Origin of the sequence: Rhodococcus sp. NPDC006774, from assembly GCF_040636045.1 — a bacterium.
GTDB lineage: Bacteria > Actinomycetota > Actinomycetes > Mycobacteriales > Mycobacteriaceae > Rhodococcoides.
This window is the reverse complement of record NZ_JBEYIW010000001.1, coordinates 48,771-75,022: the sequence shown is the minus strand read 5'-3', so window position 1 is coordinate 75,022 and position 26,252 is coordinate 48,771. Positions and strand designations below refer to the sequence as shown.

Below are 26,252 nucleotides of genomic sequence, written 5' to 3'. Positions count from 1 at the left end.
GTGAATGTCCCCGTTATCGTCGCGGCGAAACGTTCGGCAATCGGTATCGCCGGGCACGGCTTCGCCGATGTCACCGCCCCGAACCTAGCCGCACCTGTCCTGAAAGCTGTTGCAGCAGAAATCGGTTCGCTCGACATTCCGATCGACGACGTGATTCTCGGTAACTGCCTCGGTCCCGGCGGCGACGTTGCACGTGTCTCGTCTCTGCTCGCGGGCCTCGGCGTCGGCGTTCCCGGCGTCACCGTCGATCGGCAGTGCGGATCCGGGCTCGACGCGGTGGCGCAGGCCGCGTCCCGCATCCGCAGCGGCGACGAGACGCTTGTTCTGGCCGGTGGCGTCGAGTCTGCCAGCACCAGCCCGTGGAGATTCTGGCCACCGGTCGACGGCGGAGAGCCCGTCCGCTACACCCGAGCGCCGTTCGCTCCGCCCGGCTTCGCGGACCCGGACATGGGTGTGGCAGCGGACGACCTCGCGCGAATCCGAGGTATCGGGCGCGAACGCCAAGATGCCTACGCTGCACGGTCGTTCGCGCGCGCGGCGGCCTGCGATTTCTCGGCCGAGATCGTCACGGTGAACGATGTCGTAACCGACGAGCGCATCCGCCCCAACATGACTGCCCAGCGGCTCGGCAGACTGCGCCCCACGTTCACCTCCGACGGCACCGTGACCGCGGGCAACTCGTGCGGAATATCGGACGGCGCAGCAGTTCTGGCCGTCACCACGGCCGAGCGGGCAGCCGGGATGCCGGCGTTGCGCATCCTCGGCAGCGCGGTCGCAGGGTCCGACCCGGCTCTTCCGGGACTGGGTCCGGTGCCTGCGATCGAGAAGCTGCTCGCCCGCACCGGGGTGAGCCTCGCCGACATCGACACCGTCGAGATCACCGAGGCTTTCGCGTCGGTCGTGCTCGCGGTCTCGGATGAATTGGGCCTCGACGAGGGCCGCATCTGTCCGGAGGGTGGGGCCATCGCGATGGGGCACCCGTGGGGCGCGTCGGGCGCAATTCTGCTGGTACGGTTGGCCTCTCGAATGCTGCAGCCCGGGGGCCCGGCACTGGGCCTGGCGGCCTGCGCCATCGGCGGCGGGCAAGGAATAGCGATGCTGGTGGAACGAGCGACATGAGCAGGGTTACATGAGCAGGGTCATATGAGCACAGTCAAGTTCGAGAACATTTCGCACTCGTTCGGGGAACGGCAGGTGCTGCACAGCATCGACCTCGAATTCGACGAGCGCCGAATCGGCATCATCGGTTCCAACGGTTCGGGCAAGTCGACGCTCGCGCGGATGATCAACGGTCTGATCAAGCCCGATACGGGCCGCGTCACGGTCGACGGCGTCGATGCCGCGAAGAAGGGGGCGCAGGTTCGCAAGAAGGTCGGCTTCGTGTTCACCGATCCCGATTCTCAGATCGTGATGCCTACTGTCGCAGAGGATCTCGCGTTCTCGCTCCGCAGGTCCGGTTTGAGCAAGGCCGAGGTGGCCGAGCGGGTGGAAGAGATTCTCGTCCGCTTCCGTCTCGATCAGCACCGCGACCATCCGGCGCACCTGCTCTCCGGTGGACAGAAACAACTGCTGGCGATCGGTGCTGTCCTGATCCGACGACCGGAGGTGGTCGTTGCGGACGAACCGACGACGCTGCTCGATCTGCGCAACGGACGCGTCGTCGCGCAGGCTCTGGATTCCATGGACCAGCAAGTCATCGTCGTGACCCATCAACTGGCACTGCTGGACAGCTTCGAGCGCGTCATCGTCATCGACGACGGCCGCATCGCATTCGACGGCACCCCCGCCGCCGCGGTCCCGGCCTATCGGGAGCTGATCGGATGATCGGTCTCTACCGGCCCGGCACCTCGCTGCTGCACCGGATGAGCCCGGGATCGAAGCTGCTGGCGCTGATCTTCGCGATCCTGGCAACGGTGATCTTCGCGCGTACTCCGCTCGAAGTGGGTGTGGTGGCGCTGCTGGTCGCGGCGTTGTTCGCGGTGGCCCGCATTCCGGCGAAAGTTGCACTGGCGCAGCTGCGTCAGGTGCTGTGGATGTTGTTGATCATCGGCGTGTTCCAGGTGATCATCACCACCTGGCAGCGCGCCGTTGTGGTGTGCGGGGTGCTGGTGATCTCCGTTGCTCTGGCGGCTCTGGTCACCCTCACCACCCGGGTGACCGACATGCTCGATACCGTCACCCGAGCGCTCGGCCCCGTCCGACGCTTCGGCGTCGATCCGGATCGCATCGGACTGCTCTTGGCCCTGGCCATTCGATGCATCCCGCTGCTCGCGTCCATCGTCCAAGAGGTGTCGCAGGCCCGCAAAGCACGCGGACTGCAGTGGTCGATGACGGCACTGGCAACGCCGGTCCTGGTGCGTGCTCTGCGCACCGCCGACGCGATGGGAGACGCCCTCGTCGCCCGCGGTGTCGATGACGACGGTGTCGATGACGACGGTGTCGATGATGATGACCACAAGTGAGCTCCTCGCCGCCCGAATAGCGCAGCATTCCGACCGTCGCGGGTCGGCCGTCGTCGACTCGACCGGGGAGATCTCCTACCGGGAATTCTGGGCTCGGGTGACACGCGCGGCGACCGCAGTGGCAGGGATGCGTCGTATCGCGGTACTGCCGACGTCGGATATCGGGTCATTGGTGGTCGTCGTCGCGGCGATGCATGCCGGAGTGAGTGTCGTTCTGCTGCATCGACATCTGCTGGCTCATGAATTCGCCGATGTCACGGCGGTGTGCGAGCCCTCGCTGATTGCCGCGCATCCGCGTCAGCATGCGAGATTGCGTGGTTGGGGCGCAGTCGACGTGTTCGCACCCGAGGACGTGGCTGCCGACCCGACCGCCGCCATCTCCACTCCCGCAGCGAATTCCGAGTTGCTCGTGGGCGTCACCTCCGGAACCACCGGCCCGCCCAAGTTGTTCGTGCGCAATCAGGCGTCGTGGGCTGCCACGCTGGACCGCTCCGACGCACTGTTCGATCTGGGTCCCGGCGATCGGGTGTCCGCACCCGGCACCCTCGATCACACCCACTTTCTCTACGGTGCGTTGCACGGGCTGACCCGGGGTGCGACGGTGGACCTACGCAAGGTGCCGGTCGCTCTCGAAGATGCTCCGACACATCTGTATTCGGTACCGACCATCGCCTGGGACATCGCTCGCTCGGGAGTGCGATCGGACAGTGTCCGCGAGGTGCTCTCGTCCGCGGCGCGATGGCCGCAGTCGGGTCGAGCGGCGCTGGCGAGAGCGCTACCGAAGGCAACCACGACGCACTTCTACGGGGCGTCCGAGCTCAGTTTCGTCTCCTACGACCGAAGCGAAATCACAGGCACCGAGGTCAGCGGACAGCTGTTCGACGGGGTCGAGGTCGAGATCAGGGACGAGCTGCTGCACGTGCGCAGCGACATGCTGTTCGACGGCTACCTGAGCCGAGTGGGAGGCCACACGACCCTGACGAACGGGCCGGTCGACGGGTGGATGACCGTCGGCGATCGCGGCAGTGTCGAAGAGGGACGACTGATCTTGCACGGCCGCGACAGCGAGACGATCGTTCGAGCCGGACTCAACGTCGAGCTGGCTCCGATCGAAGCGGCACTGTTGTCGATCCCCGGTGTGCTCGAGGCCGGGGTGGTCGGCTTGCCCCACGACCGAACCGGTGCGGAGCCAGCGGCCGGAGTTGTTGTTGCGCAAACCGATCCGATATCCGTGGATCGGATCCGCCGCCACCTACGCACCGTGCTGCCGGGTCCCAGCCTGCCGGTGGTGATCGCCGTCGTGGATTCGCTGCCCCGCACACCACGCGGCAAGCTCGACCGTCACGCCTTGGGTGCAACCTTGGCCACGGTGCGGACCGTCGGCTCGCCCGATGCTCCTGTGACGACGAACCAGACGGTCAACGCGCCGCCGTCGTAGCGGTGGCGCAGAGTGACGCGTTCACCCGCCAGCACCGGGGTCAGGTATTCGATGACGGCGCGGTGCGGTGCCGCGGCCAGCTCCGGCACGTCCACCAGCAACTCCTCGATCGCATGCCAGTATGCGGCGTTGTTGAGGTGGTTGAACGGGTCGATATCGGTTGCGCGCAAGGGGAACTGAACGTCCCCGTGAGATTCCGCCGGCACCGGCTCGGTCAGCCATGCCTTCCAGCGCAACCGGTGTTGATCGGTGGTTCGCGCCAGCATTTCCAGGGCGCCGTCGCTGATGCGGGTCGGCATTCCGGTGTCCTTGCTGATGTTGATCCAGAAGCCCTCGGTCTCGATGCGTCCACCCTTCGGTGTCGTCAGTGCCACCCGCATGTTGGACCATCGGGTCGACATCGAGGAACACCAGCGCCGCATGTGCACTCGGTCCGGGAAATGGATCGGCTCGAAGACATCGATGACGGTGCGCCGCACGATCCACATGGGATCCGTCTTGCCCAGGGGAGTGGCGTCGAGGTTGTCGGTACCGATGTCCTGCAGGTAGCGGGCAACGCCGTCGAACCGTAGTCGGTTGCTCGGATCGATGTCGCCGGTCCGCACCGGCCAGTTGGTCTCGAAGCCTTCACCGGGCGGCGGCTCCGGTGCCAGTTCGTCGTCGAAGCCGGCCGGTTCCACGCGTGCATTGGTCACGACCGCACTGTACGCGCGCACCTAGACGATGTGACGGGCGCGCATACCGTCGAACACCGGTGCCACGCGCACCACGTCACCGGTGGTGGGAGCGTGCACCATCTGGCCGTTGCCCATGTAGATCGCCACGTGGCCCGGCCCGGCCGGTCCGAAGTTTCCGAACAGCAGATCGCCCGGCTGCGCGAGCTCCATGGGGATCTCGGTGCCCACGTTCCACTGAGTTTCCGAGGTTCGGGGCAAGGTGACCTTTCCGCCCGAGGCCTTGTAGAGGGCATACGACGTCAGGCCCGAGCAGTCGAATCCGCCGCCGGACGGTCCGTTGATGTTTCCGCCGCCCCATACGTACGGCAGTCCCAGGTAGTCCATCGCCAGCTGCACCGATCGGCCGCCGATTCCGGTGAGGTCGAGTCCGGCGAACGGGGTGAGGATGGCGGCGAACTGCGCCTCGGTCGCTCTGATGCGAGACACGTACGGCTTGGTCTGAGTCTCGTAATCGACTGTGCCCGAAGGCATACCGCCCGATCGCAGCACTGCTCCCGCGCCTGCGTTGTATCCGGCCAGGGTCAGATCCAAGGTGTCACCGGACACCTTGCCCTCGCGCTTCCAACCGTCGACCTGTCCGTAGATGTCGCACAGCAGTGTGCCCGACGCCATCACCGAATCACCGATGCTGTTGACGTCGGTGACGCCATTGCCGTCGTAGTCCTTGCCGTACGTCGCCCACGTGCCGGGCATGAACTGCCCCGGCCCCTGCGCGCCGGTGCTCGAGACCGGAGCAGTGGGGCCGTGCCGAAAACCGTTCTCGGCGGCATACAGTGCCGCGATGGTCGTCGCCTTGACGCCGCCGCAGATGTTGCCTGCCTTCTGCAGCCACGGCACGAAGGCGGTGATGGCTCCCACCGCACCCAAACCGATCGAGCCCACATTGATTCCGGTGAACGTGGCGGGTTGACCGGGAAACAGCGCGCGCCTGATGGCCTCGGCCGACGCCATGAACGCGGTCTGGGTGGCGATATCGGCGGCGGTGTACGTACGGCCGGCGAATTGAACGGCACCGGCCCCGAGTGCGGCTGCGGTGGTGGACACCGCATTCGAGGAGAAAACACTGAACGGCAGTGGCGTGGAGGGGGAGCCGGCAGCAGCTACGGCCGCGGCTGTGGTGGCGGCCAGTGCATCTCCCGGCGCGGTCGGCACCGCTGCCGTATCGCCGGCTTCTGTGTCGGCTGCTTCTGGGTCGCCGGCTTCTGTGCCGACTGCTTGGATGTCTTCCACCGTCGGTAGGTCGGGGAGCATCGGTTCGGCGGCGGTGTGCAAGCCTTCGGCGGCCTCGGAGAGGGTGCGATCGGCGATGTCGGCGGCCGGTTCGGGCATGGTGCCCAGTAGCTCGGTCCACTGATCGCTCATCGTCTTCGCCTGATCCTCGGCGTTGGCCGCGATCTCCGCCGCCTGATCCTGCACCGCCTGATCGGGAATCGGAGCCGGGGCATCGGTTCCGGCGACTACACCGGCGGCTGACACGATGACGGCAACGATGACTGCGAATGGATCGCCTGCCATGTATCGACTCCTGCTACTCGAACGATCTTCCCCGAGCCAGGAGCTGTGATCAGTCTCACTCGGGTGCTGCACCCATCATGCACGGTGCAGACGTTCGACTCATGAGTTTTGCGAAACTGTCAGAGCAGGGATGCCCAGTAGTCCGAGAAGCGGATTCCGATGAGCGCGACGACGATTGCGTACCACACCGCGAGCAGCGTCCAGCGCCATTCCAGGAAGAGGCGGCCGACTGTGCCGCCGGTGTTCGGGCCGGAGCCGACCAATCGGCTCAGAGCGAGCACGAACAACGGCATCGTCACCGCCCACACCACCATGCAATAGGGGCACAGGGCATTGATCTCGTACAGGCTCTGGAAGATCAGCCAGTGCACGAAGACTTCGCCGAGCAGCAGGCCTGCACTCAGTCCGAGCCAGAACCAGTGGGGCAGTTCTACGCGGCCGAGCCAGAGCACCCCGGCGACGAGCGCCACCGAGAAGGCGGCGATGCCCAGGATGGGGTTCGGAAAACCGAAGAGCGCCGCCTGTTTCGTCACCATCACCGAACCGCACGAGAGCACCGGATTCAGGCTGCACGACGGGACGTACGACGCGTCCTCGAGCAGTTTGAATCGCTCGACCGTCAGCGTCAGCGCTGCGAGTAACCCGAGAGCGCTGAACAGGGTGAAGACAGCGGCACCTGCGCGGGTTCTCATGTCGATTACCGGATGCTGCTCAGTTACCGGCTGCTGCAGCGGCAGCGAGGATGTTCTCCGGCGTCGGGTTGGCGATGTCGGTGCCGTTGACGCGCACGTTCGGCGTTCCGTTGATGCCTTCGCCGAGGACCGACTGCGTCTGGGTGGTGACCCAATCGGTGTAGCTGCCGTCGGTGATGCACGACGCGATGGCGGGGGAGTCGGCACCTGCGGAGGCGGCGATCGCGACGAGCTCGTCATCGGTCAGTCCGGTACCGCCTTCGGACGGCTGCTGCTCGAACATGGAGGTGTGCCAGCTCATCCAGTTGTCGCGGTCGTTCTCGGCGACGCAGATGGAGGCACCGGCCGCGCGGGTCGAGTACATGGTCCCGTTCGAGAACCGGTCGAGAATGGAGATGGGTCGGTAGTCGACGGCGACGTTGCCTGCCTCGGCCAACTGCTGCAGCGTCGATCCGCTGATGGACTCGAAGTTCTTGCACGCCGGGCACTGGAAGTCCTCGACGACGCTGACGACGGTGGTGGCGTCGGGGTTGCCGAATCGGATGGCACCGTTGTCCGTCAAGGTCGTGGGGGTGAGCTGGGCCCCGGTCGCGCCGGAGCCTGCCGCGGACGATGCATCCCCAGACGTCGAATCCTTGTTGACGATGAAGAGGGCAATTGCCGCCACGAGCGCTATCAGAACGACTGCGACGACGACCTGAATGAGAGTCCGACGATTCTTGTCGCCGTTCTGCATGGCCTTGATGTCTTTGGAGACGTTCTTGCTCGTGTTCACGGCGACCAGTTTAGGCAGTCGATCCTGAGCGTCGGATGAGAGCTGTGTCGGATTGGAGCTACGTCAGATGAGAGCTGTGTCAGATGAGAGCGGCGAGGCGCTGGATGGCGAATCGGTATCCGTCGATCCCGAGTCCGGCGATGACGCCGCTGGCGATGGGGGAGACGAAGGAGTGGTGCCGAAACTCCTCGCGGGCGTGCACGTTGGAAATGTGCACCTCGATGATCGGCACCTCCGGGATGACGAGTGCGTCGCGCAGCGCCACGGACGTGTGCGTCAACCCGCCCGGGTTGATGACGATGCCCGACGCCACCCCGCGGGCCGCGTGGATCCAGTCGATGAGCTGTCCCTCGTGATTGGACTGCTCGGTCTGGACGGTGAGTCCGTGCTCGGCGGCGGTCTTCTCGCACAGGGTGACGACGTCGGCGAGGGTGGCGTGGCCGTAGACCTCGGGCTGCCGGGTTCCGAGCATGTTCAGATTCGGACCGTTGAGCACCAACACCTGCTTGGCCATCGCGCCACTCCTTTTCTTGCTTCGGTACTACCGGCTCCGACTATTCCACAGCGTGGTTGACACAATCGTCCGGTGAGTACTGGCAAGACGGTCTGGGTGGTGTGGGGCATCGGTGTCTTCGCCTACATCATCGGAGTGCTGCATCGAACGTCGTTCGGCGTCGCCGGACTGAGTGCGGCGGATCGGTTCTCGGTGTCGCCGTCGCTGCTGTCGTCGTTCGTGGTGCTGCAGGTGATCGTGTACGCGGGGATGCAGATCCCGGCCGGGGTGCTGCTGGATCGCATCGGTTCGCGGAAGATGATCGCCGCAGGCGCGCTGATCATGGCGTCGGCGCAGATCACGTTGGCGCTGACGGAGTCGCTCCCGGTCGCGGTGGTCGCACGCGCGTTCGTCGGCGTGGGCGATGCTCTCACCTTCATCTCGGTGCTGCGGTTGGTGCCGGTGTGGTTCACGCCGCGGCGAGTGCCGATCGTCTCGCAGCTGACCGGTCTGCTCGGCCAGCTCGGCCAGGTGCTCTCGGCGGTCCCGTTCCTGATCCTGTTGAACGGACCCGGTTGGACGTTCGCGTTCGGTAGCGCGGCTGCGCTCGGGCTCCTTGCACTCGTACTGGTTCTCGCGCTCGTCAGAGATCGCCCCGACGACGGAGCTGCCCCCGCGTTCGAGCCGACGACGCTTCGACAGACCCTCGTCTCCATTGCGGACGTGTGGCGACGCCCCGGCACCCGGCTCGGCTTCTTCTCCCATATGGGTACTCAGTTCTCGATCACGGTGTTCGCGTTGCTCTGGGGTGTGCCGTATCTGACGTCGGCACAAGGGCTGTCGGCGTCGACGGCCGGAGCGTTGCTGACGGTGTCGGTGGCGTCCGCGGTGGCGTCGGGCATCGTGGTGGGTGTTCTCACCGGGCGGTACCCGATGCGACGGTCGTGGCTGGTGCTGGCGATCATGGTCAGCAACGCGACCATGTGGGCGATCGTGTTGGCATTGCCCGGACCTGCTCCGCTGTGGTTGCTGGTGCTGCTCGTCGTGGTGATCTCGGTGGGTGGCCCCGGTTCGGTGATCGGTTTCGACCTCGCCCGCACGTTCAATCCGAGCGCCAATCTGGGGACGGCGCAGGGGATGGTGAACATCGGTGGCTTCCTGGCGTCGCTGTTGGTGATCGCGGCGATCGGATGGATTCTCGACGCGATGGGTGGTTACACGTTCGACGGCTTCCGGGTGGCGTTGCTCGCGCAGTTCCCGGTGTGGATCATCGCGATCACCGGGGTTCTGTTGACGCGGCGCAAAACTCGTAGGGTGCTCGCTGCCGAGGGCATTCACCCACACACGATGCGTGAGGTGCGAGACCGGATTCGCCGTAAATAAACCTTTGCTTAGACAGCTTTCTGCGAGCATGCTGGTGGTCCGAATATCGTTGTAGGACACAAGTAAATGCTATGTAAAGGTGAATCCAAGAGATGGTTACCGAGCCTGAAGTGAAGCCCGCGACCGGCGAGTATTCGCATCGCGAGATCATGACGATTCTGTCGGGCCTGATGATGGGCATGTTCCTCGCCGCCCTCGACCAGACCATCGTCTCGACGTCCGTCCGGACCATCGCCGACGACCTCAACGGGTTCTCGGTGCTGGCGTGGGTGACCACGGCCTACCTCATCACCTCGACGGTCTCGACCCCGCTCTACGGCAAGCTGTCCGACCTCTACGGACGCAAGCCGTTCTTCATGACGGCCATCTCGATCTTCGTCGTCGGGTCAATGCTGTGCGGCATCGCGACGTCGATGTACGAGCTCGCCGCCTTCCGCGCCATCCAGGGCCTGGGTGCGGGCGGTCTGATGTCGATGGCGCTGGCCATTATCGGCGATATCGTGCCGCCGCGCGAACGTGCCAAGTACCAGGGCTACTTCCTGGCCGTGTTCGGCACGTCCAGCGTGCTCGGGCCGGTCATCGGTGGACTGCTCGCCGGGCAGTCGTCGATCCTCGGAATCACCGGCTGGCGTTGGGTCTTCTACATCAACGTCCCGCTGGGCATCATCGCGCTCGTAGTGGTGTGGCGAGTGCTGAACCTGCCGGTGTACCGCCGCGAGGCGCGCGTCGACTGGTGGGGCGCAGTGCTTCTCAGCGTCGGTCTCGTACCGCTGCTCATCATCGCCGAGCAGGGACGCGTGTGGGGGTGGAGTTCGCCTCGGGCCCTGTTGTGCTTCGGAATCGGCATCGTCGGCGTCATCGCGTTCGTGCTCGCCGAGATCAAGATGGGCGACGACGCCCTGATTCCCATGCGATTCTTCCGAAACCCGTTGTTCTCGTTGTGTATTGCCGTCAGTGTCATTGCCGGTGCGGCGATGTTCGGCGGCATCTCGCTGCTGCCCCAGTATCTGCAGGTGGTCAAGGGCTCCTCGCCGACGCTGGCCGGCTACCAGACTCTGCCCCTCGTCGGTGCCCTGATGATCGCGTCGATCGTCTCGGGTCGCATGATCTCGAAGACGGGCCGCTACAAGATCTTTCCGATCGTCGGTACCGCACTGATGGCGATCGCGATGTTCGTCTTCCATTACGTGCACGCCGATACGCCGCTGTGGCAGACGATGATCGTCATGGGCGTGTTCGGCCTCGGGCTCGGTTCGATGATGCAGCCGCTGACCCTGGCCATCCAGAATGCGATGCCGCCCAAGGACATGGGTGTATCCACCTCTGCTGCAACGTTCTTCCGGCAGATCGGTGCGACGGTGGGTGTTGCCGTCTTCCTGTCGATGCTGTTCACCCAGCTGACCCCGAAGACCGGCGATGCACTGATTGCCGCGAGTTCGACGCCGGAGTTCCAGCAGGCAGTGCAGAGCGCCGCAACCAGTTCCGACCCGCTGGAATCCGGTTTCGCCCAGGCGATAGCGTCGGGTGACGCCTCCGTCGCTGGCAGTGCGTTGCAGGACAGCTCGTTCATCCAAAAGCTCGAACCCGCACTGGCCGAGCCGTTCCGGATCGGGTTCTCCGACGCCATGGACTACGTGTTCCTCGCCGTGTCGATCCTGATGGTCATCGGCTTCGTGCTGGTGTTGTTCCTCAAGGAGGTGCCGCTGCGGACGATGTCGGGGCTGGCTGCGGCGCAGCAGCAGCGTGACGAAGAACGAGCGAACGAAGCGGGTACGGGTCTGGTTTGATGTCGTGAATTCCGATGCCGTGAGTTCTGGGAACTGGGTACAGCTCGGTCCGGTGCGGACGTGGTACGCGGCGTGCGCAGGCTCGACGACATGCACAGCGCAGAGCCGGCGCTGACGCCCGAGCTGTGCAACGCGATTTTGGTGGACTTCCTCACCCGTGACCCAGTGCAGACGTTTGCCCCGATCCGGCGGGCGTGACGGTCTCGGCCGTGCGCCCGAGACCCTCGAACAGCACGTCGAGTCCACGCTCGAGCTCGAGGGCTCCGTCGTATTCGGTGATCAGCGCTGGAAGCGTGGACAGCAGCGGAAATTCGGCGGTGGGGAGGCGGCGCAAGGCGAGGGTCAGCCGATCTCCGGTCTCGTCGGGTTTCTCGGGCATCTCCTGCGTCTCGCTCAACAGGTGTCCCCGTAGGAAGGATTTCAGCATCCGGTACGTCGACAATGCCTGGGGCACGGTGAACCCGGCGGCGGTCAACAGTGCCAATACGCCCTCCAGCGACCTCAAAGATCTGGTGGTGCCCAGCCCGAGCGGCGTTCGATGGGGGCGAGTGGACAGCAGAATTACCGCGTGCGGATGCTCGAGTGCAAGACAGCGATAGTGCCGGGCGAAGATTCTCAGCTGTCCCTGCCAATCGGGGTCGGTCACATCGACCGTGACGAGCGGGCTGAGTATCGCGTCGGCGATGGCGTCGAGCAGTGCCTCTTTCGTCGGGAGATATCGGTACACCGTCATCGGATCGCGATCGATCGACGACGCCAGGCTGCGAATGGACAGGCTGTCCAGGCCGGTTCGGTCGACGATGGACAGAGCTGCGGACACCACGTATTCGCGGTCGATCTTGTCCTTGACGTGTGGGCCCGTGCGATTGGACGGTGACAACGAGCGTCACCACCTTTCCGGAATCAGAACTAAGCGGTATATCGAAGGTTATCAGACCCGAAAACAAACTTGTTGTCCTGCAGGCATTTTCGCTTGACCCGTGAGAGTACACGTGGTGTGCTGTAGCTCTACACCGTAGAGATACGGGGAAACTCTTTGTTGCGGAGTGGGCCACGAGCCTCCGCCTACCTCTTATTCCTATCGCGTGTTGCAGAAAAGTCGGCACGCGATGCCATCGAAGTGCATAGACCGCGAGACCTCGACGCCCCTGGTGTATGCCAGTGAACATCGTCGAAAGTCGCGAGATAACTTACCGCGCAATCGAACTCGTCGGGGGATCGATGCGCGTGATCCACGAAGCGAGGCAGCAAGCCCGCTTCGTCCCCCACCATCAGATCGGTATGTAATCCATGCATGCTTCGCAGCGCACCCATGCGTCCACCACCACCGGCCGCAGCAAGACGCTCATTCCCGTCGTTGGAACAATTGCCCTGGCCACCAGCGCACTCATGATGATCACTGCATCTCCCGCCGTTGCCCAGCCCACCACCGTGGGCCTCGGAACCGCAGAGACTTTCGCCGTATTGGCCGGCTCCACCGTCACCAATACCGGCACCTCGACCATCAGCGGCGACGTCGGCGTCAGTCCAGGTGAGGGCGAACCACCGAGTGTCACCGGCTTTCCGCCCGGCTTGGTCACGGGTGGAGTGATCCACGACCGCGATACCGTTGCAGCACAGGCACAGTCGGATCTCACAGTCGGCTACAACGATGCGGCCGGTCGAACCGGACCGGCGAACGTCGGAGTGGAGCTCGGTGGGCAAACTCTTCTCGCCGGACTGTACGGAGGATCGGGGACTCTCGGCCTGACCGGCACCCTGACACTCGATGCGCAGGGCAACTCGAATGCCGTATTCATCTTCCAAGCGGCATCGACGCTGATCACTGCCTCCAACAGTCGGGTATCGCTCACCAACGGAGCGAATCCCTGCAATGTGTTCTGGCAGATCGGCAGCTCCGCGACACTGGGCACCGACACGCAGTTCGTCGGCACCGTCATGGCGCTGGCGTCCATCACCGCGACCACCGGTGCCACCGTCGACGGACGCCTGCTCGCCCGGAACGGTGCCGTGACGTTGGACTCGAACCGCATCACCAGCCCGAACTGTGAAACCGTCATTCCGCCGACGACCACAACACCCCCCACGACCACAACACCCCCGGTGACCACCACGCCTCCGGTCACGACAACGCCTCCGGTGACCACCACTCCTCCGGTCACGACAACGCCTCCGGTGACCACCACGCCTCCGGTCACCACGACGCCTCCCGGCGACGGCGGCGGTACACCGGGTACTCCGGGTGACGGTGGAGGTACACCGCCGATCGTCATCGAAGTACCCCCGATCCCAGGCCTGCCTCCCGTCCCCGGCATCACGATCCCGCCGATCCCGGGTATCCCGAACCAGCCGAACGTTCCGAACCAGCCGAATCAGCCGAACGTGCCGAATCAGCCGAACGTTCCGAACCAGCCGAACGTGCCGAATCAGCCGAACGTGCCGAATCAGCCGAACGTTCCGAACACCCCCAACACTCCGAACACCCCGAACACCCCGAACACTCCTGATCAGCCCAACCAGCCGAGCACACCGGGTGGCCCGGATCAGCCGGGCACGTACAACCCGGGTGGGCAGATCACGCAGATCCCGAACGGTGGCGTCGACACCGGTGACGGCAGCACTGTGTCATCCTCTGACACAACGCCGTTCGTTGCGATCTGGACGTTGCTGGCAGTGCTCGCGGTCGGTGCAGTCTCTGCCTTGACTCTGACTCGTCGTCGGCACTGATCGGTGAGACCTACCGTCGAGGTATCGATACCTCTGGCCGAAACCGCCCGCACCACGACCCGACACCGGGTCGTGGTGCGGGCGGTGGCAGCGGCGTTCCTCCTGCTGCTGTCGCTGGTTGCCGGCTGCGCAACGCCCTCGGATCCCGGCCCGTCGCAGAACGATCCGATGTCCTCGGTTTCTCCTGCTCCAGCCGCCGTCGCCCCGTCGGGTGAGGTTGCCGCCGAATCGTCGTCGGCTCCTGGGTCACCGCCCGCGCGGCTCGAGATCGGTGCGATCGGCGTCGACTCCGATGTGATGGGTCTGGGTCTGCGTCCGGACGGCTCGATGGAAGTTCCCGCGGGTGGTTTCCCCGCCGGCTGGTACACCGGGTCGCCGGTTCCGGGGCAATTGGGACCGTCGATCGTTGCGGGGCATGTGGATTGGGGCGGCAGCCCCGGCGTCTTCTACCGGCTCCGCGAACTCGAACAGGGCGACGATGTCACCGTCGTCGGCCAGGACGGCAACACGGTCCGATTCGTCGTCAGTGCGGTGGAGCAGTATCCGAAGGATGCGTTTCCCACCGACAAGGTCTACGGAGACATCGACCACCCCGGCTTGCGATTGATCACCTGCGGCGGTCAATTCGACTCGGACATCTCGAGTTACGACGACAACATCGTCGTGTACGCCGATCGCGTGTGAGCGAGGCCTTTCGCTCACAGCAAGTTCGCAGGCTGCTCCCAGCGTGGCCGACGGTCCATCGCACATTCTCGTAGTCGACAACTTCGACGAACAGGATCTGCGATGACTGCCCAACTCGACCGACCGGGCGCGATGCCTCCATCGCATGCCCGCCAGCCGTCCCGGCAGAACGGGTGGCTGTATCGCCGCCGGCACCTGCTCGGGTTACTGGTTCTGCTCGCGGCCACCGCAACCCTGTACCTGTGGAACCTGACCGCAAGTGGTTACGCGAACTCGTTCTACGCCGCGGCGGTACAGGCCGGTACCAAGGACTGGACGGCGTGGTTCTTCGGATCGCTCGATTCCGAGAACTTCATCACCGTGGACAAGCCACCGGCCGCACTGTGGGTGATGGGACTGTCGGCTCGTGTCTTCGGGTTCTCGAGCTTCAGTTTGCTTCTGCCGCAGGCATTGATGGGTGTCGCCTCTGTGGCGACGGTGTATGCCGCGGTCAAGCGTGTCGCGAACCCCACTGCCGGGTTGCTCGCCGGCTTCACTCTGGCGTCGGTTCCGGCGGCGGCGTTGATGTTCGACTTCGACAATCCCGACGCGCTGCTGGTTCTCCTCATGACGCTCGGCGGCTACTTCGTGGTGCGGTCTCTGCAGACGGCTGCCGGACGACGGGCCGCGATGTGGCTGGCCTTCGCGGGCGTGGCGCTCGGGTTCGCCTTCCTGACGAAGATGTTGCAGGGGCTGCTGGTGTTGCCGGCGTTCGGTCTCACGTATCTCGTTGCAGGACAGGCGCAGTTACGGGCCCGGTTGCTCCACCTCGTCGGCGCGTTCGCGGCGCTGATCGTCGCTGCGGGGTGGTGGGTGTTGACGGTTCAGCTGTGGCCGGAGAACGCCCGACCGTACATCGGCGGGTCCACCGACAACACCGTGATGGATCTGGTGCTCGGGTACAACGGCCTCGGCCGAATCTTCGGTAACACCGGCGGTGGCGGAATGGAGGCTCCGGCCGGAATGAGTGCCGGGGCAGCCGGGTCCAGCTTCGGTGGGTCGACCGGTTTGGACCGACTGTTCGGCAGCGAAATGGGAATCCAGATCTCCTGGCTCATCCCGGCCGCCCTGATGGCGCTGGTCTTCGGGTTGATCGCCCGTGGCCGAGCGCCACGTACCGATCTGCTGCGTGCGTCCCTGATTCTGTGGGGCGGTTGGTTCCTGGTGACGGCGCTGATCTTCAGCTACATGTCCGGCACGATTCACCCGTACTACACCGTCGCGCTCGCTCCTGCACTTGCGGGCATGATCGGAACCGGCGGCTATGCACTGTGGCTTCGGCGCGAATCCATCTGGGGCAGAGCCGGTATGGCAACGATGATGATTGCGGCCGGTACCTGGAGTTGGGTGCTGCTGCACCGCAACGCGGACTGGCTGCCGGCGTTGAAATGGATTCTGTTGGTGGGGACCATCGTCGCGGCCGTGATGATTCTGCTCGCCGGGCGCTACCGAAAGCTCACTGCCGCTGCGTTGATCCTCGGAGCCGTGGCCGGTCTCGGCGGCGGCGCGTCGTACGCCATCGCCACGACGACCAACGCACACAGTGGTTCCGTCCCCACCGCGGGCCCGACAGGTGCAGTCAGCGACGGAGGCCCTGGCGGCATGCCGGGCGGTGGAATGCCGAGTGGCGGTATGCCAAGTGGTGGTATGCCGACGGGAGCGATGCCGGGCGATGCGAGCATGCCGGCTGATGCTGCGTCGGGCGATGATGCGAGCATGCCGGCTGATGCTGCCGATCTTCCGGCCGGCTTCGGCAGCGGCGACCTGCCGAGCGGTATGTCGATGGGCGGTATGGGTGAGACCGACGAGGAGTTGACGGCTCTGCTCGAGTCCACGACCACGCGGTGGTCCGCTGCTGTGAACGGTTCGATGTCTGCAGCCGGATACGAGTTGGCGTCCGATACGGCAGTGATGGCGATCGGCGGATGGAGCGGCGATCCCACCCCGACTCTCGACGAGTTCATCGAGTACGTCTCCAATCACGAGGTGGCGTACTACGTGTCGGGCGGAATGGGTGGCGGAATGGCGCGCGGGGGCATGGGCGGCGACTCCGCGAGTACTTCCTCGCAGATCCAGGAATGGGTCGAGGCGAACTTCACCGCCAGCACCGTCGGCAGCGCGACCGTGTACGACCTGAGCACTTACACGGGCTGACACCCGCGACGCCGATTGGGCACAGTTGTTCCACCGCAGACGCTTCGACTGCGGTGGAACTTCTGTGTACTGACCCGTGGTACTGACCCGTGATCGATCAGAAAGGCGGAGGATCATCGTCGGGTGCCGACGTAGGTACCGGCGCGGGCAGCGGCTGGACTATCTCGAGACTCGAGGTACCTGCCTGCATCGCTTCACCTTTGGGCCTGCGATGGACGACGGGCAGATGGCTCAGGTCCGCGAGTTGCGTGGTGCCGGGAACAGTGATCGCGGTGGTGCCGGCATTCGAGACCCAGAACTCGACACCGCCGGCGAGCATCACCGGCGTCCACAACCCCATGGTCTTGAGGCTGTGGTGGTAGCGGCACAGGCAGTGCAGGTTGGTGTCGATGGTCCAGCCACCGGACTCGGGGTCGCGATGAAAGTACGGAACGATGTGGTCGATCTCGCATTGCTGGGCCGGGACGTCGCAGCCGGGGTGCCGGCACGTGCGGTCGCGATATCGAATGCGTTCCGCCAGTGCAACAGTCGGGCGGTATAGAAGGGCTCCGGGTGGAGGCAACACGAGACCTCCATGACCGTCCGAGTGGAGCGCGAGCCCAAGAGCGGGATCTGCGGTGATGGCCGCTTCGCGTTCGGCAACAAAGGTATAGGTGCCCCGATACGGAGTGGCAAGACAGGTGCTTCGCGGTGGTTGTGCGGACGTCGGGGGCCGAGGAACCGAACCGCCGACGCGACGACGACTGCGTCCCAGCGGATGAAACACCACCTGCGACCTGCTGCCGCTGTCGGCGCTGCTTTCGGTGCACCTGTCTTCAGTGCCCGTGCCATTGTCGGTATCGAGGTGTACGAATGACTCCAGGTCCTCGCCGTAGCCGAGTTTCTCCGCCAAATTGCGGGCTTCGGTGAGCAGGATCTGCCAGTGTGCGTTGTCTGCTAGTTCCCGGGCGTACTCGGCATCGATGGGGCCGTGGCCGGCCAGGTGAGCAGGATTGGACAGCAGACCGGCGAGAGTGGCGAGGTCGACGGTGATCACCGTCAGTGGGGCGCGTCGATCAGGACGCACAGTATCGGCCGTGCACGGATTGTCGTCATCGGGTTCGCACATGCATGCCATCGACGACTCCTGCTGCAGCAGAGCAACATACGCTGCTGCACGCTTCTGCCCCTTGTTTCGCGGATCACGTCGGCACACGGTCGCGGCCATCTCGTTGATCAACTGCCAAGCAGCTGCGGCGTCGGCGGCGGTGAGATCGGCTTTGAGCGTCGAGAGCACGTCTTTGTCGGTGTACGTGACGTTGGTGTGCCGTTCCAGGTCCTTGCGCAGAGCGGCAGCCTGCTCGGGCGCGATGCGGTACATGATCGACCAGATCTCGGTCGCCAGCGGACCCGGTGACAGGCGTCGGGCAGCGTGCAGAACCTCTCCTTGGACGGCCGTCGCCGCGTCCTGCGTCAGATTGTGGGTGCAGCGGTATATCGCGCGGACCCGGGGCAGGTCGAGTTCGCCTGCCTCGAACGCTGCTGCAACATCGGTAAGCCGGAGCCGTAAGTCCATGCCGATCTCAGCGTAGGTGTTCGCAACGGTCTTTGAGCAACCCAGAACGTGCGCAATCTCCGACGCCGCGTAATTGCCGGCATCCTGAATGATGTCACCAACGAGCACGTTCTGATGAATACACGCGTCCCAGATCTCGGCGGCTACAGTCACTTTCCGTGCGCACGCCTGATTCTCCAGCATCGCGACATCTCGAATCTCGGCCAGAGAAGCACCCTCGATGTACGGCTTCGATTGCGGCCCGAGATAGGCCGCGAATCGACTGCGCGTCGAGCTGAATGTGGTCATTGTGTGGTCGCCCCCCGGCGGATGGTCCAACAAGACGTAGAACGTATGTTCGAGAATACCGAGATGTGGGCCGGTCGTCAACCCCAATTATGTTGCAATGATGGAGAATTGGACATCGAGTGTCCATACACCCGTCCACCGACAATACTGTTTGACCCTGACGTGGCGTCAGGCTTCAGGATGGTGAGCATGAACGAGAACTACCCCGCCTTCGAGGTGAGCCCCGTACCGATTCCGGGCCCGGACGCCACCGCGCCCCCACAGTTTCGTGGCCTGTACGGCATGCCCATGTTCGTCACCATCCCCACCGCGGATCTCGCGGAGTCGACCGAATTCTGGATCGATGCCTTGGGTTTCTTCGAGCTCTTCGCGATCCCAGGTCGATTGGTTCACCTGCGCCGCTGGGCGTTCCAAGATGTTCTGCTGGTACCCGTGGACCGATCGGCCACTCTGCCCGAGATGACTGTGAGCTTCGCCTGTGTTCTCGACCAGCTCGACGCCGTAGTCGAGGCCTGCACGCAAATCCGACCCGGCTCGGTCACCGGGCCTCATACTCGACCGTGGAATTCCGTCGAACTCGAGATCCACACTCCGGAGAATGCGCGGGTCATCATGACAGCGGCACGGCCGTATGATCCGGACAGCGCAGAAGCTGCAACCCTTCGAGCAGTAGGCATCGAACCGTCGGAACAAAACGGGCCACGACTTCACACGAGTACGAACCGCTCCAGGACCACCTGAGTGTCGTCGTCGACGGTGAAGTGTGGATCGCCCAGTTCCGCGCGAACCTCGGTCGAGTGCCAGAATCTTTCGTGTCCGGCCCGCCACTGCGCCACATCGGCGTAACCCTCACCCTCGTCGAGGGCATGTTGGAGCGAAACATCCTTCAGCGCAACGACATCGACGGCCCGGGTTTCGATGATCCCCACCGTCAGTCCCGCCGAATCCACCACCGCGCCACGTTCACCGACTCTCGGCATCTCCTCGTCGGCGTACTGGACCAACAGACTGGCCGTGGTGGTCTTGGCGCCGGTCAGGACGGCCGCAACCAAGGTGTCCCGTAAGGGCCCGGGGTAAGCGAATTCGACAATCGGTAGATCGGTCACGTACCCATCATATTTCGAGGTCGACCCACACCAGTCGGTGGTCCGACGGGTGCTCGGTGCCCGAAGGCCAGTACACCTGCGAATCGATCACCGTCAGATCGTCCGAGGGCAACACGTAGTCCACGCGCAGGTCGCCCGGCGTCGGGTCGGCGAAATCGGCTGTGTCCGTGCCGTGATCGGCCGAGGTGGGTGCAGGATCCTGAACCCGCGGAAGGTCGAGAACCTGCGCGATGGCACCGGCAACCGAATCTCCGTCGACCGGATCGCTGTTCTGATCGCCCAGCATGACGAACGATGCTCCGTCCTCCAGTCCGCCGCGTACACCGTTGTCGTCGTAGAGGTAGTCCGCACCCGAGATGTAATCGGCGCTGAGCCTGATCTCGTCGTGGTTGCGTTTGCCGTTGCGGTCCTCGGGACCATCGAAAGACGGGGGAGTGGGGTGTGACGCCAACACGTGCAGGGTCGTGCCGTTCACGTCGATCGGCACGTCCCAATGCGATTTGCTGGACAGTCGCAGCGCGTCGGAGGCATCTCCGTAGTAGTCACGCGGCAGCAGGGAATCCGGCATGTCCTTCCACAGGAAGTTCTGGAACGTACGTACCGAATCGGTGGCGATCGGATACTTCGAGTACACGACCATCCCGTACTGGCCCGGGAACTGGCCGAACCCCCCACGCATCACCCGGGCCGCCGAGTGTGCCGTCCCGGTCCAGGTCGAGTCCCGAATCGACGCCCGTGTTCACCGGCGCAGTGAAGGAGTGCGGATACTGTCCGTCGAGGTATCTGTCGTTGAACAGAGTCACCGCATCCTGGCCCGAGTAGTCGAACTCGTTGACCAGCAACACATCCGGTGAGTTCGCGGCAATCACATCGGCCGCCGCGCGAGCCTGTGCGTCCTCACCCTGCAGTTCGGCCACCAACTGCCCGGCCACCGGCCGATTGAGGCTGGCATTGAACGTCGCCACGCGTACCGGCGTCGTAACGGCTTCGAGTCGGTCGGCATCAGGGTCGGACGAGGAGCAACCAGAGGCCATGAAGGTCAGGGTAACGGTGACGGCCACGAGTCTCGACATTCTCACGGTCGTCACCGTAGAGACGGCAAGCGAACGCCAGGTTACGGATTAACAAGCAAGCGTGCTTGCTTTTTTCAGGACCTCCTGTGAAGCTGGGCTCATGGCAGACCTCGACACTCTGGTCGACGACCTCCGCGCCGAGGGCAACGACCTCGACGCACTCGTGGCCGAGTTGACCCCGGACCAGTGGGCGGCACCGACACCGGCCGCGGGCTGGACCGTCGCGCACCAGATCGCGCACCTTTCCTGGACCGACCACGTCGCGGAGCGGACCACGTCCGGCGCATCAGGCGATATCGAGGCCAAGGAAGAGTTCGCTCTCACTCTGAAGAAGGCGTGGGAGAACCCCACGGGCTTCGTCGACGAGGCCGCCGAGGACGAATCTCGCAACCCGAACCTCCTGAGTGAATGGCGAACCCGACGCACCGCCATGACGGACGCGCTGATGCAGGTGCCGTCCGGGATCAAGATCGACTGGTTCGGACCCCCGATGAGTGCGGCGTCCATGGCCACGGCGCGTCTGATGGAGACCTGGGCGCACGGTCAGGATGTCGCCGACGCGGTAGGCGTCACTCGCGTTCCCACCGACCGAATCCGCGGAGTCGCTCATATCGGCGTCCGCACACGGGATTTCGCCTATGCCGTCAACGAGCAGGCTCCGCCGACCGAGCCGTTTCGCGTCGAGCTCACCGCGCCGTCGGGAGAGCTCTGGACCTGGGGACCCGAGAACGCCGGCCAACGGGTGAGCGGTCCGGCGCTGGACTTCTGCCTTCTCGTCACCCAGCGCGCTCACCGCGACGACCTCGGTATTGCGGCCGAGGGAGCCGACGCCGCGCACTGGCTCACCATCGCCCAAGCCTTTGCAGGCCCTCCGGGAGCCGGACGGACACAGTCAGGACGAGAGCAAGCATGACCGTACGAATCGGCAACTGTTCGGGTTTCTACGGAGACCGCCTCTCGGCCATGCGAGAGATGCTCGAGGGCGGCGAACTCGATTTCCTCACGGGTGATTACCTGGCCGAGCTGACGATGCTCATTCTCGGTCGCGATCGAATGAAGGACGCGACCCGTGGCTACGCCAAAACCTTTCTGCGGCAGGCCGAGGATTGCCTGGGGTTGGCACTGGACAAGGGTGTCAAGATCGTCGCCAACGCAGGCGGACTCAATCCCCGAGGCCTGGCCGAGGCACTGGAGAAGCTGGACTCCGGCGCGAAGATCGCGTACGTCGACGGTGACGACCTCCTCGGCCGAGCCACCGAACTCGGTCTCGGCAGCCCGCTGACCGCAAATGCCTACCTCGGAGCGTGGGGCATCGTCGAATGCCTGAACTCCGGGGCCGATGTCGTGGTCACCGGTCGCGTCACCGACGCCAGTGTCATCGTCGGGCCTGCAGCGGCCCACTTCGGTTGGACGCCGACCGATTACGACGCGTTGGCCGGGGCCGTGATCGCCGGACATGTCATCGAATGCGGAACGCAGGCGACGGGTGGCAACTACTCGTTCTTCACCGAGATCGCAGACATGTCTCGTCCCGGATTCCCCATCGCCGAGATCGAGTCCGACGGTTCGTCCGTCATCACCAAGCACGAGGGCACCGGTGGGGCTGTCAGCGTCGGCACCGTGACCGCTCAGCTGCTGTACGAAATCACCGGCGGGCGATACGCGAACCCCGACGTCACCGCGCGGATCGATTCGGCGATCCTGGCGCAGGAGTCCAGTGATCGGGTGTCCATCACCGGCGTGACCGGCGAAGCCCCACCGCCCACCTACAAGGTCTCGCTCAACGCACTCGGCGGGTTCCGCAACGAGTTCACGATGGTGCTCACCGGACTCGATATCGAGGCCAAAGCGGCACTGGCCCAACGGCAGTTCGAGTCCTGGCTCACGGCTCGCCCCACCGAGCTCGACTGGACCCTGGTGCGCACCGACAAGCCGGACGCCGAGACGGAGGAGACGGCCAGCGCCCTGCTGCGCTGTGTTGCCCGCGACAGCAACCCGGATGCCGTCGGACGTCAGTTCTCGGCCGTGGCAGTCGAACTCGCGCTGGCCAGTTATCCCGGATTCTCGGTGGCTGCGCCCCCCGGAAACGGAGCGCCGTACGGAGTGTTCACAGCAGGTTTCGTCGACGCGGCCGAGGTGCCACACGTCGCGCACCTGGCCGACGGGACCGAATGTGCCGTAGCTCCGTCGCAGCAGACGCAGGTACTGGAACCCGTGAAAGAACCGGCGCTGCCTGCACCCAGAGCACCCGAAGCGACCATCCGGCTTCCACTCGGAACCATCGCCGCGGCCCGTAGCGGCGACAAGGGCGGCAACGCCAACGTCGGAGTCTGGGTTCGCACCGACGACGAATTCTCGTGGCTCGTGCACACATTGACGGTCGAGACTCTGAAACAGATGCTGCCCGAGGCAGAGCCGCTGACCGTCACCCGCCACGTACTGCCCAATCTACGGGCCCTGAATTTCGTCATCGAGGGCATCCTCGGTCAAGGCGTCGCCTCGCAGGCCCGATTCGATCCACAGGCCAAGGGACTCGGTGAATGGTTGCGGTCGCGGCACATCGACATCCCCGAAACGCTTGCCTACAAGGGAGAACTCGTATGAACATCTGGACGACGCCCGAGCGTCAGCAGCTGCGCAAGACCGTCCGCAGTTTCGTGGAGCAGGACATCGCGCCGCACATGAATCAGTGGGAGACCGACGGAGAGATTCCGCGCGACCTGCACAAGAAGGCAGCCGCTCTGGGACTGATCGGAGCAGGCTTCCCCGAGGACGTCGGCGGCGATGGTGGAGATTTGGCCGACGCGGTCGTGATCTGCGAGGAGATGCATCAGGCCGGTGCGTCCGGTGGACTGTTCGCATCGCTGTTCACCAGCGGAATTGCATTGCCGCACTTGGTGGCAGCGGGCGACGCCGATCAGATCGAGAAGTGGGTGCGGCCCACGCTGGCGGGGGAGAAGATCGGATCGCTCGCGATCACCGAGCCGGGCGGTGGTTCGGACGTCGGCCACCTCAGGACGAAGGCCGCCCGAGACGGCGAGCACTACGTCGTCAACGGATCCAAGACGTACATCACCTCCGGATGCCGAGCCGATTTCATCGTCACCGCGGTCCGCACCGGCGGCGAGGGTGCAGCCGGTGTCTCGTTGCTCGTCATCGAGAAGGGCACGCCCGGTTTCGAGGTCACCAGCAAGCTCGACAAGATGGGCTGGCGCGCATCCGATACCGCCGAGCTCTCGTTCGTCGACGCCCGCGTCCCGGTTGCCAACCTCGTCGGTGCCGAGAACAGCGGCTTCGCGCAGATCGCGCAGGCGTTTCTCACCGAGCGCATCGCCCTCGCCGCGCAGGCCTACGCCAGCGCGCAGCGGTGCCTCGATCTGACGCTGCAGTGGGTCCGCGATCGTGAGACCTTCGGAAAGCCGCTCATCGCACGGCAATCCGTACAGAACACCGTGACCGAGATGGCGCGCAAGATCGACATCGCCCGCGTCTACACCCGCTCCCTCGTCGAGCGATCGCTCGAATCGAACGAGGACTTCATCGCCGAGGTCTGCTTCGCGAAGAACACGGCCGTCGAGTCCGGAGAGTGGGTCGCCAATCAAGCGGTGCAGCTCTTCGGCGGGCTCGGGTACATGCGCGAGAGCGAGGTCGAGCGGCAGTACCGCGATATGCGCATCCTCGGTATCGGCGGCGGGACGACCGAGATCCTCACCGGACTGGCAGCAAAACGATTGGGGTATCAGGCATGAGCGTGCTGAAGTCCACCCTCGACACCGCGTCGGAACAGTATTCCGGTGCCACCGAGGCCATGCACACCAAGCTGGCCGAGATCGACGCCGAGCATTCGAAGGCTCTGCTCGGTGGCGGTCAGAAGTACGTCGAGCGACACAAGAAGCGCGGCAAGCTGCTCGCCCGCGAACGCATCGAGCTGCTGATCGACGAGGACTCCGCGTTTCTCGAACTGTGCCCACTCGCGGCCTGGGGCAGCGACTTTCCCGTCGGAGGCAGCACCGTCATGGGTATCGGCGTGGTGTGCGGCGTCGAATGCCTCATCTTGGCCAACGACCCGACGGTCCGCGGCGGGGCGAGCAACCCGTGGACCCTCAAGAAGGGTTTCCGCGGCAACGACATCGCCACGCAGAACCGGCTTCCGGTCATCTCACTCGTCGAGTCCGGTGGAGCCGATCTGCCGACGCAGAAGGAGGTGTTCATCCCCGGCGGTCGCATGTTCCGTGATCTGACGCAGCTCTCGGCGGCCGGCATCCCCACGATTGCCCTGGTGTTCGGTAACTCCACCGCCGGCGGCGCATACATACCCGGCATGTCCGATCACGTCGTCATGGTCAAGGAACGTTCCAAGGTGTTTCTCGCCGGCCCACCGCTGGTCAAGATGGCCACCGGCGAGGACTCGGACGACGAATCGCTCGGCGGTGCCGAGATGCACGCCCGAAAGTCCGGTCTCGCAGACTATTTGGCTGTCGACGAGCAGGACGCCATCCGCATCGGGCGCAGCATCGTCTCCCGGCTCAACTGGAAGAAGAAGGGCCCCGAGCCGCGCGCCGAGGTCATCGAGCCGTTGGCCGACCCCGAGGACCTGCTCGGCATCGTCCCCACAGATCTGAAGGTCCCGTTCGACCCACGCGAGGTAATCGCCCGCATCGTCGACGGTTCCGATTTCGACGAGTTCAAGCCCATGTACGGCGGATCGCTCGTCACCGGCTGGGCCGAGCTGCACGGATATCCGATCGGCATTCTGGCCAACGCCCGCGGTGTGCTGTTCAGCGAGGAATCACAGAAGGCGACGCAGTTCATTCAGCTCGCCAATCGCTCGAACACCCCACTTCTGTTCCTGCACAACACCACCGGATACATGGTCGGCAAGGAGTACGAGGAGGGCGGCATGATCAAACACGGTTCGATGATGATCAACGCCGTGTCCAACTCCACGGTGCCGCACATCTCCATTCTGCTCGGTGCGTCCTACGGAGCCGGTCACTACGGCATGTGCGGACGCGCATTCGATCCGCGATTCCTCTTCGCCTGGCCGTCCAGCAAGTCCGCCGTCATGGGCGGCGCGCAGCTCGCCGGTGTCATCTCCATCGTCGGACGCGCCGCCGCCGAAGCTCGTGGACAAGCCTTCGACGCCGAAGCCGATGCCGGCATGCGCGCGATGATCGAAGGCCAGATCGAGGCCGAGTCGATGCCGATGTTCCTCTCCGGACGCCTCTACGACGACGGCGTCATCGACCCCCGTGATACCCGCACGGTGGTGGGAATGTGCCTGTCGGCCATCGCCACCGCCCCGATCGAAGGCACCGCCAACTTCGGTGTCTTCCGGATGTGA

At 64.7% G+C, this 26,252-nt stretch carries 24 protein-coding genes; 14 read left to right on the top strand and 10 right to left on the bottom strand.

Going from position 1 to position 26,252, the window contains the following annotated elements; all coding sequences use genetic code 11:
* The 4 genes from ABZ677_RS00340 to ABZ677_RS00325 are packed head-to-tail and all read left to right on the top strand — an operon-like array spanning position 1 to position 3,900.
* On the top strand, positions 1 to 1,119 hold the full coding sequence (locus ABZ677_RS00340; protein WP_358366197.1) for a thiolase family protein: 1,119 nt from the start codon (positions 1 to 3) through the stop codon (positions 1,117 to 1,119).
* A 24-nt stretch (positions 1,120 to 1,143) separates the two neighbouring features.
* Complete coding sequence (locus ABZ677_RS00335) at positions 1,144 to 1,824, top strand: ABC transporter ATP-binding protein (RefSeq protein WP_037191323.1); 681 nt, start codon at positions 1,144 to 1,146, stop codon at positions 1,822 to 1,824.
* Positions 1,821 to 2,462 (top strand): energy-coupling factor transporter transmembrane protein EcfT, encoded by a 642-nt coding sequence (locus tag ABZ677_RS00330; RefSeq protein WP_358366196.1) that lies wholly within the window; start codon positions 1,821 to 1,823, stop codon positions 2,460 to 2,462. The genes ABZ677_RS00335 and ABZ677_RS00330 overlap by 4 nt, the downstream gene beginning before the upstream one ends.
* Positions 2,413 to 3,900, top strand: a complete 1,488-nt coding sequence (locus ABZ677_RS00325) for an AMP-binding protein (protein WP_358366195.1) — start codon at positions 2,413 to 2,415, stop codon at positions 3,898 to 3,900. Before ABZ677_RS00330 ends, ABZ677_RS00325 begins: the two co-directional genes overlap by 50 nt.
* On the opposite strand, the gene ABZ677_RS00320 is transcribed toward ABZ677_RS00325, so the two are convergent.
* From ABZ677_RS00320 to aroQ, 5 genes are all read right to left on the bottom strand, one after another.
* Positions 3,804 to 4,580 carry an acyl-ACP thioesterase domain-containing protein gene (locus ABZ677_RS00320; protein WP_094633996.1) on the bottom strand — a complete coding sequence of 259 codons (777 nt, stop codon included), beginning with the start codon at positions 4,578 to 4,580 and terminating at the stop codon, positions 3,804 to 3,806. The two genes, ABZ677_RS00325 and ABZ677_RS00320, sit on opposite strands and share 97 nt — an antisense overlap.
* Before the next feature lie 36 nt (positions 4,581 to 4,616).
* Positions 4,617 to 6,152, bottom strand: coding sequence for an NlpC/P60 family protein (locus ABZ677_RS00315; RefSeq protein WP_358366194.1), 1,536 nt, complete (start codon positions 6,150 to 6,152; stop codon positions 4,617 to 4,619).
* A 119-nt stretch (positions 6,153 to 6,271) separates the two neighbouring features.
* Positions 6,272 to 6,844: a vitamin K epoxide reductase family protein gene (locus ABZ677_RS00310; RefSeq protein WP_358366193.1), complete on the bottom strand. Its 573-nt coding sequence runs from the start codon at positions 6,842 to 6,844 to the stop codon at positions 6,272 to 6,274.
* A gap of 19 nt (positions 6,845 to 6,863) precedes the next feature.
* Positions 6,864 to 7,619 carry a thioredoxin domain-containing protein gene (locus ABZ677_RS00305; protein WP_358366192.1) on the bottom strand — a complete coding sequence of 252 codons (756 nt, stop codon included), beginning with the start codon at positions 7,617 to 7,619 and terminating at the stop codon, positions 6,864 to 6,866.
* Between the two features lie 79 nt (positions 7,620 to 7,698).
* The gene (gene aroQ / locus ABZ677_RS00300; protein WP_037191330.1) at positions 7,699 to 8,133 is read right to left on the bottom strand and encodes a type II 3-dehydroquinate dehydratase; all 435 of its coding nucleotides are present in this window, start codon (positions 8,131 to 8,133) and stop codon (positions 7,699 to 7,701) included.
* A gap of 72 nt (positions 8,134 to 8,205) precedes the next feature.
* Here aroQ and ABZ677_RS00295 point away from each other — a divergent pair, with 72 nt between their 5' ends.
* Entirely contained in the window at positions 8,206 to 9,495 is a 1,290-nt protein-coding gene (locus ABZ677_RS00295; protein ID WP_037191332.1) for an MFS transporter, read from the top strand.
* Positions 9,496 to 9,587: 92 nt separating this feature from the next.
* Positions 9,588 to 11,282 carry an MDR family MFS transporter gene (locus tag ABZ677_RS00290; RefSeq protein WP_358366191.1) on the top strand — a complete coding sequence of 565 codons (1,695 nt, stop codon included), beginning with the start codon at positions 9,588 to 9,590 and terminating at the stop codon, positions 11,280 to 11,282.
* A 151-nt stretch (positions 11,283 to 11,433) separates the two neighbouring features.
* On the opposite strand, the gene ABZ677_RS00285 is transcribed toward ABZ677_RS00290, so the two are convergent.
* On the bottom strand, positions 11,434 to 12,162 hold the full coding sequence (locus ABZ677_RS00285; protein ID WP_037191334.1) for a TetR/AcrR family transcriptional regulator C-terminal domain-containing protein: 729 nt from the start codon (positions 12,160 to 12,162) through the stop codon (positions 11,434 to 11,436).
* Between the two features lie 410 nt (positions 12,163 to 12,572).
* On the opposite strand from ABZ677_RS00285, the gene ABZ677_RS00280 reads away from it, so the two are divergent.
* From ABZ677_RS00280 to ABZ677_RS00270, 3 genes are all read left to right on the top strand, one after another.
* Complete coding sequence (locus tag ABZ677_RS00280; RefSeq protein ID WP_358366190.1) at positions 12,573 to 14,009, top strand: ice-binding family protein; 1,437 nt, start codon at positions 12,573 to 12,575, stop codon at positions 14,007 to 14,009.
* Positions 14,010 to 14,012: 3 nt separating this feature from the next.
* Positions 14,013 to 14,693 (top strand): class F sortase, encoded by a 681-nt coding sequence (locus ABZ677_RS00275; RefSeq protein WP_358366189.1) that lies wholly within the window; start codon positions 14,013 to 14,015, stop codon positions 14,691 to 14,693.
* 102 nt (positions 14,694 to 14,795) lie between these two features.
* Entirely contained in the window at positions 14,796 to 16,886 is a 2,091-nt protein-coding gene (locus tag ABZ677_RS00270) for a glycosyltransferase family 39 protein (protein WP_358366188.1), read from the top strand.
* 97 nt (positions 16,887 to 16,983) lie between these two features.
* On the opposite strand, the gene ABZ677_RS00265 is transcribed toward ABZ677_RS00270, so the two are convergent.
* Positions 16,984 to 18,729 (bottom strand): DUF222 domain-containing protein, encoded by a 1,746-nt coding sequence (locus ABZ677_RS00265; RefSeq protein ID WP_358366187.1) that lies wholly within the window; start codon positions 18,727 to 18,729, stop codon positions 16,984 to 16,986.
* 45 nt (positions 18,730 to 18,774) lie between these two features.
* Here ABZ677_RS00265 and ABZ677_RS00260 point away from each other — a divergent pair, with 45 nt between their 5' ends.
* Positions 18,775 to 19,470, top strand: coding sequence for a VOC family protein (locus tag ABZ677_RS00260; protein WP_358366186.1), 696 nt, complete (start codon positions 18,775 to 18,777; stop codon positions 19,468 to 19,470).
* Here the strand turns inward: ABZ677_RS00260 and ABZ677_RS00255 are convergent.
* From ABZ677_RS00255 to ABZ677_RS00245, 3 genes are read right to left on the bottom strand one after another with little or no spacing between them, the layout of a single operon-like run.
* Positions 19,437 to 19,835, bottom strand: coding sequence for an ASCH domain-containing protein (locus tag ABZ677_RS00255; RefSeq protein ID WP_358366185.1), 399 nt, complete (start codon positions 19,833 to 19,835; stop codon positions 19,437 to 19,439). The genes ABZ677_RS00260 and ABZ677_RS00255 overlap by 34 nt on opposite strands.
* Before the next feature lie 7 nt (positions 19,836 to 19,842).
* Positions 19,843 to 20,475, bottom strand: coding sequence for an endonuclease/exonuclease/phosphatase family protein (locus tag ABZ677_RS00250; protein WP_358366184.1), 633 nt, complete (start codon positions 20,473 to 20,475; stop codon positions 19,843 to 19,845).
* On the bottom strand, positions 20,378 to 20,914 hold the full coding sequence (locus ABZ677_RS00245; protein WP_358366183.1) for a hypothetical protein: 537 nt from the start codon (positions 20,912 to 20,914) through the stop codon (positions 20,378 to 20,380). Before ABZ677_RS00245 ends, ABZ677_RS00250 begins: the two co-directional genes overlap by 98 nt.
* A gap of 94 nt (positions 20,915 to 21,008) precedes the next feature.
* Between ABZ677_RS00245 and ABZ677_RS00240 the strand changes: the two genes are divergently transcribed.
* Genes ABZ677_RS00240 through ABZ677_RS00225 form a run of 4 tightly spaced genes read left to right on the top strand, consistent with a single transcriptional unit; the run spans position 21,009 to position 26,252 of the window.
* Positions 21,009 to 21,821: a TIGR03084 family metal-binding protein gene (locus ABZ677_RS00240; protein WP_358366182.1), complete on the top strand. Its 813-nt coding sequence runs from the start codon at positions 21,009 to 21,011 to the stop codon at positions 21,819 to 21,821.
* Positions 21,818 to 23,512 carry an acyclic terpene utilization AtuA family protein gene (locus ABZ677_RS00235; RefSeq protein ID WP_358366181.1) on the top strand — a complete coding sequence of 565 codons (1,695 nt, stop codon included), beginning with the start codon at positions 21,818 to 21,820 and terminating at the stop codon, positions 23,510 to 23,512. The genes ABZ677_RS00240 and ABZ677_RS00235 overlap by 4 nt, the downstream gene beginning before the upstream one ends.
* On the top strand, positions 23,509 to 24,657 hold the full coding sequence (locus tag ABZ677_RS00230) for an acyl-CoA dehydrogenase family protein (protein ID WP_358366180.1): 1,149 nt from the start codon (positions 23,509 to 23,511) through the stop codon (positions 24,655 to 24,657). Before ABZ677_RS00235 ends, ABZ677_RS00230 begins: the two co-directional genes overlap by 4 nt.
* The gene (locus ABZ677_RS00225) at positions 24,654 to 26,252 is read left to right on the top strand and encodes a carboxyl transferase domain-containing protein (protein WP_358366179.1); all 1,599 of its coding nucleotides are present in this window, start codon (positions 24,654 to 24,656) and stop codon (positions 26,250 to 26,252) included. The genes ABZ677_RS00230 and ABZ677_RS00225 overlap by 4 nt, the downstream gene beginning before the upstream one ends.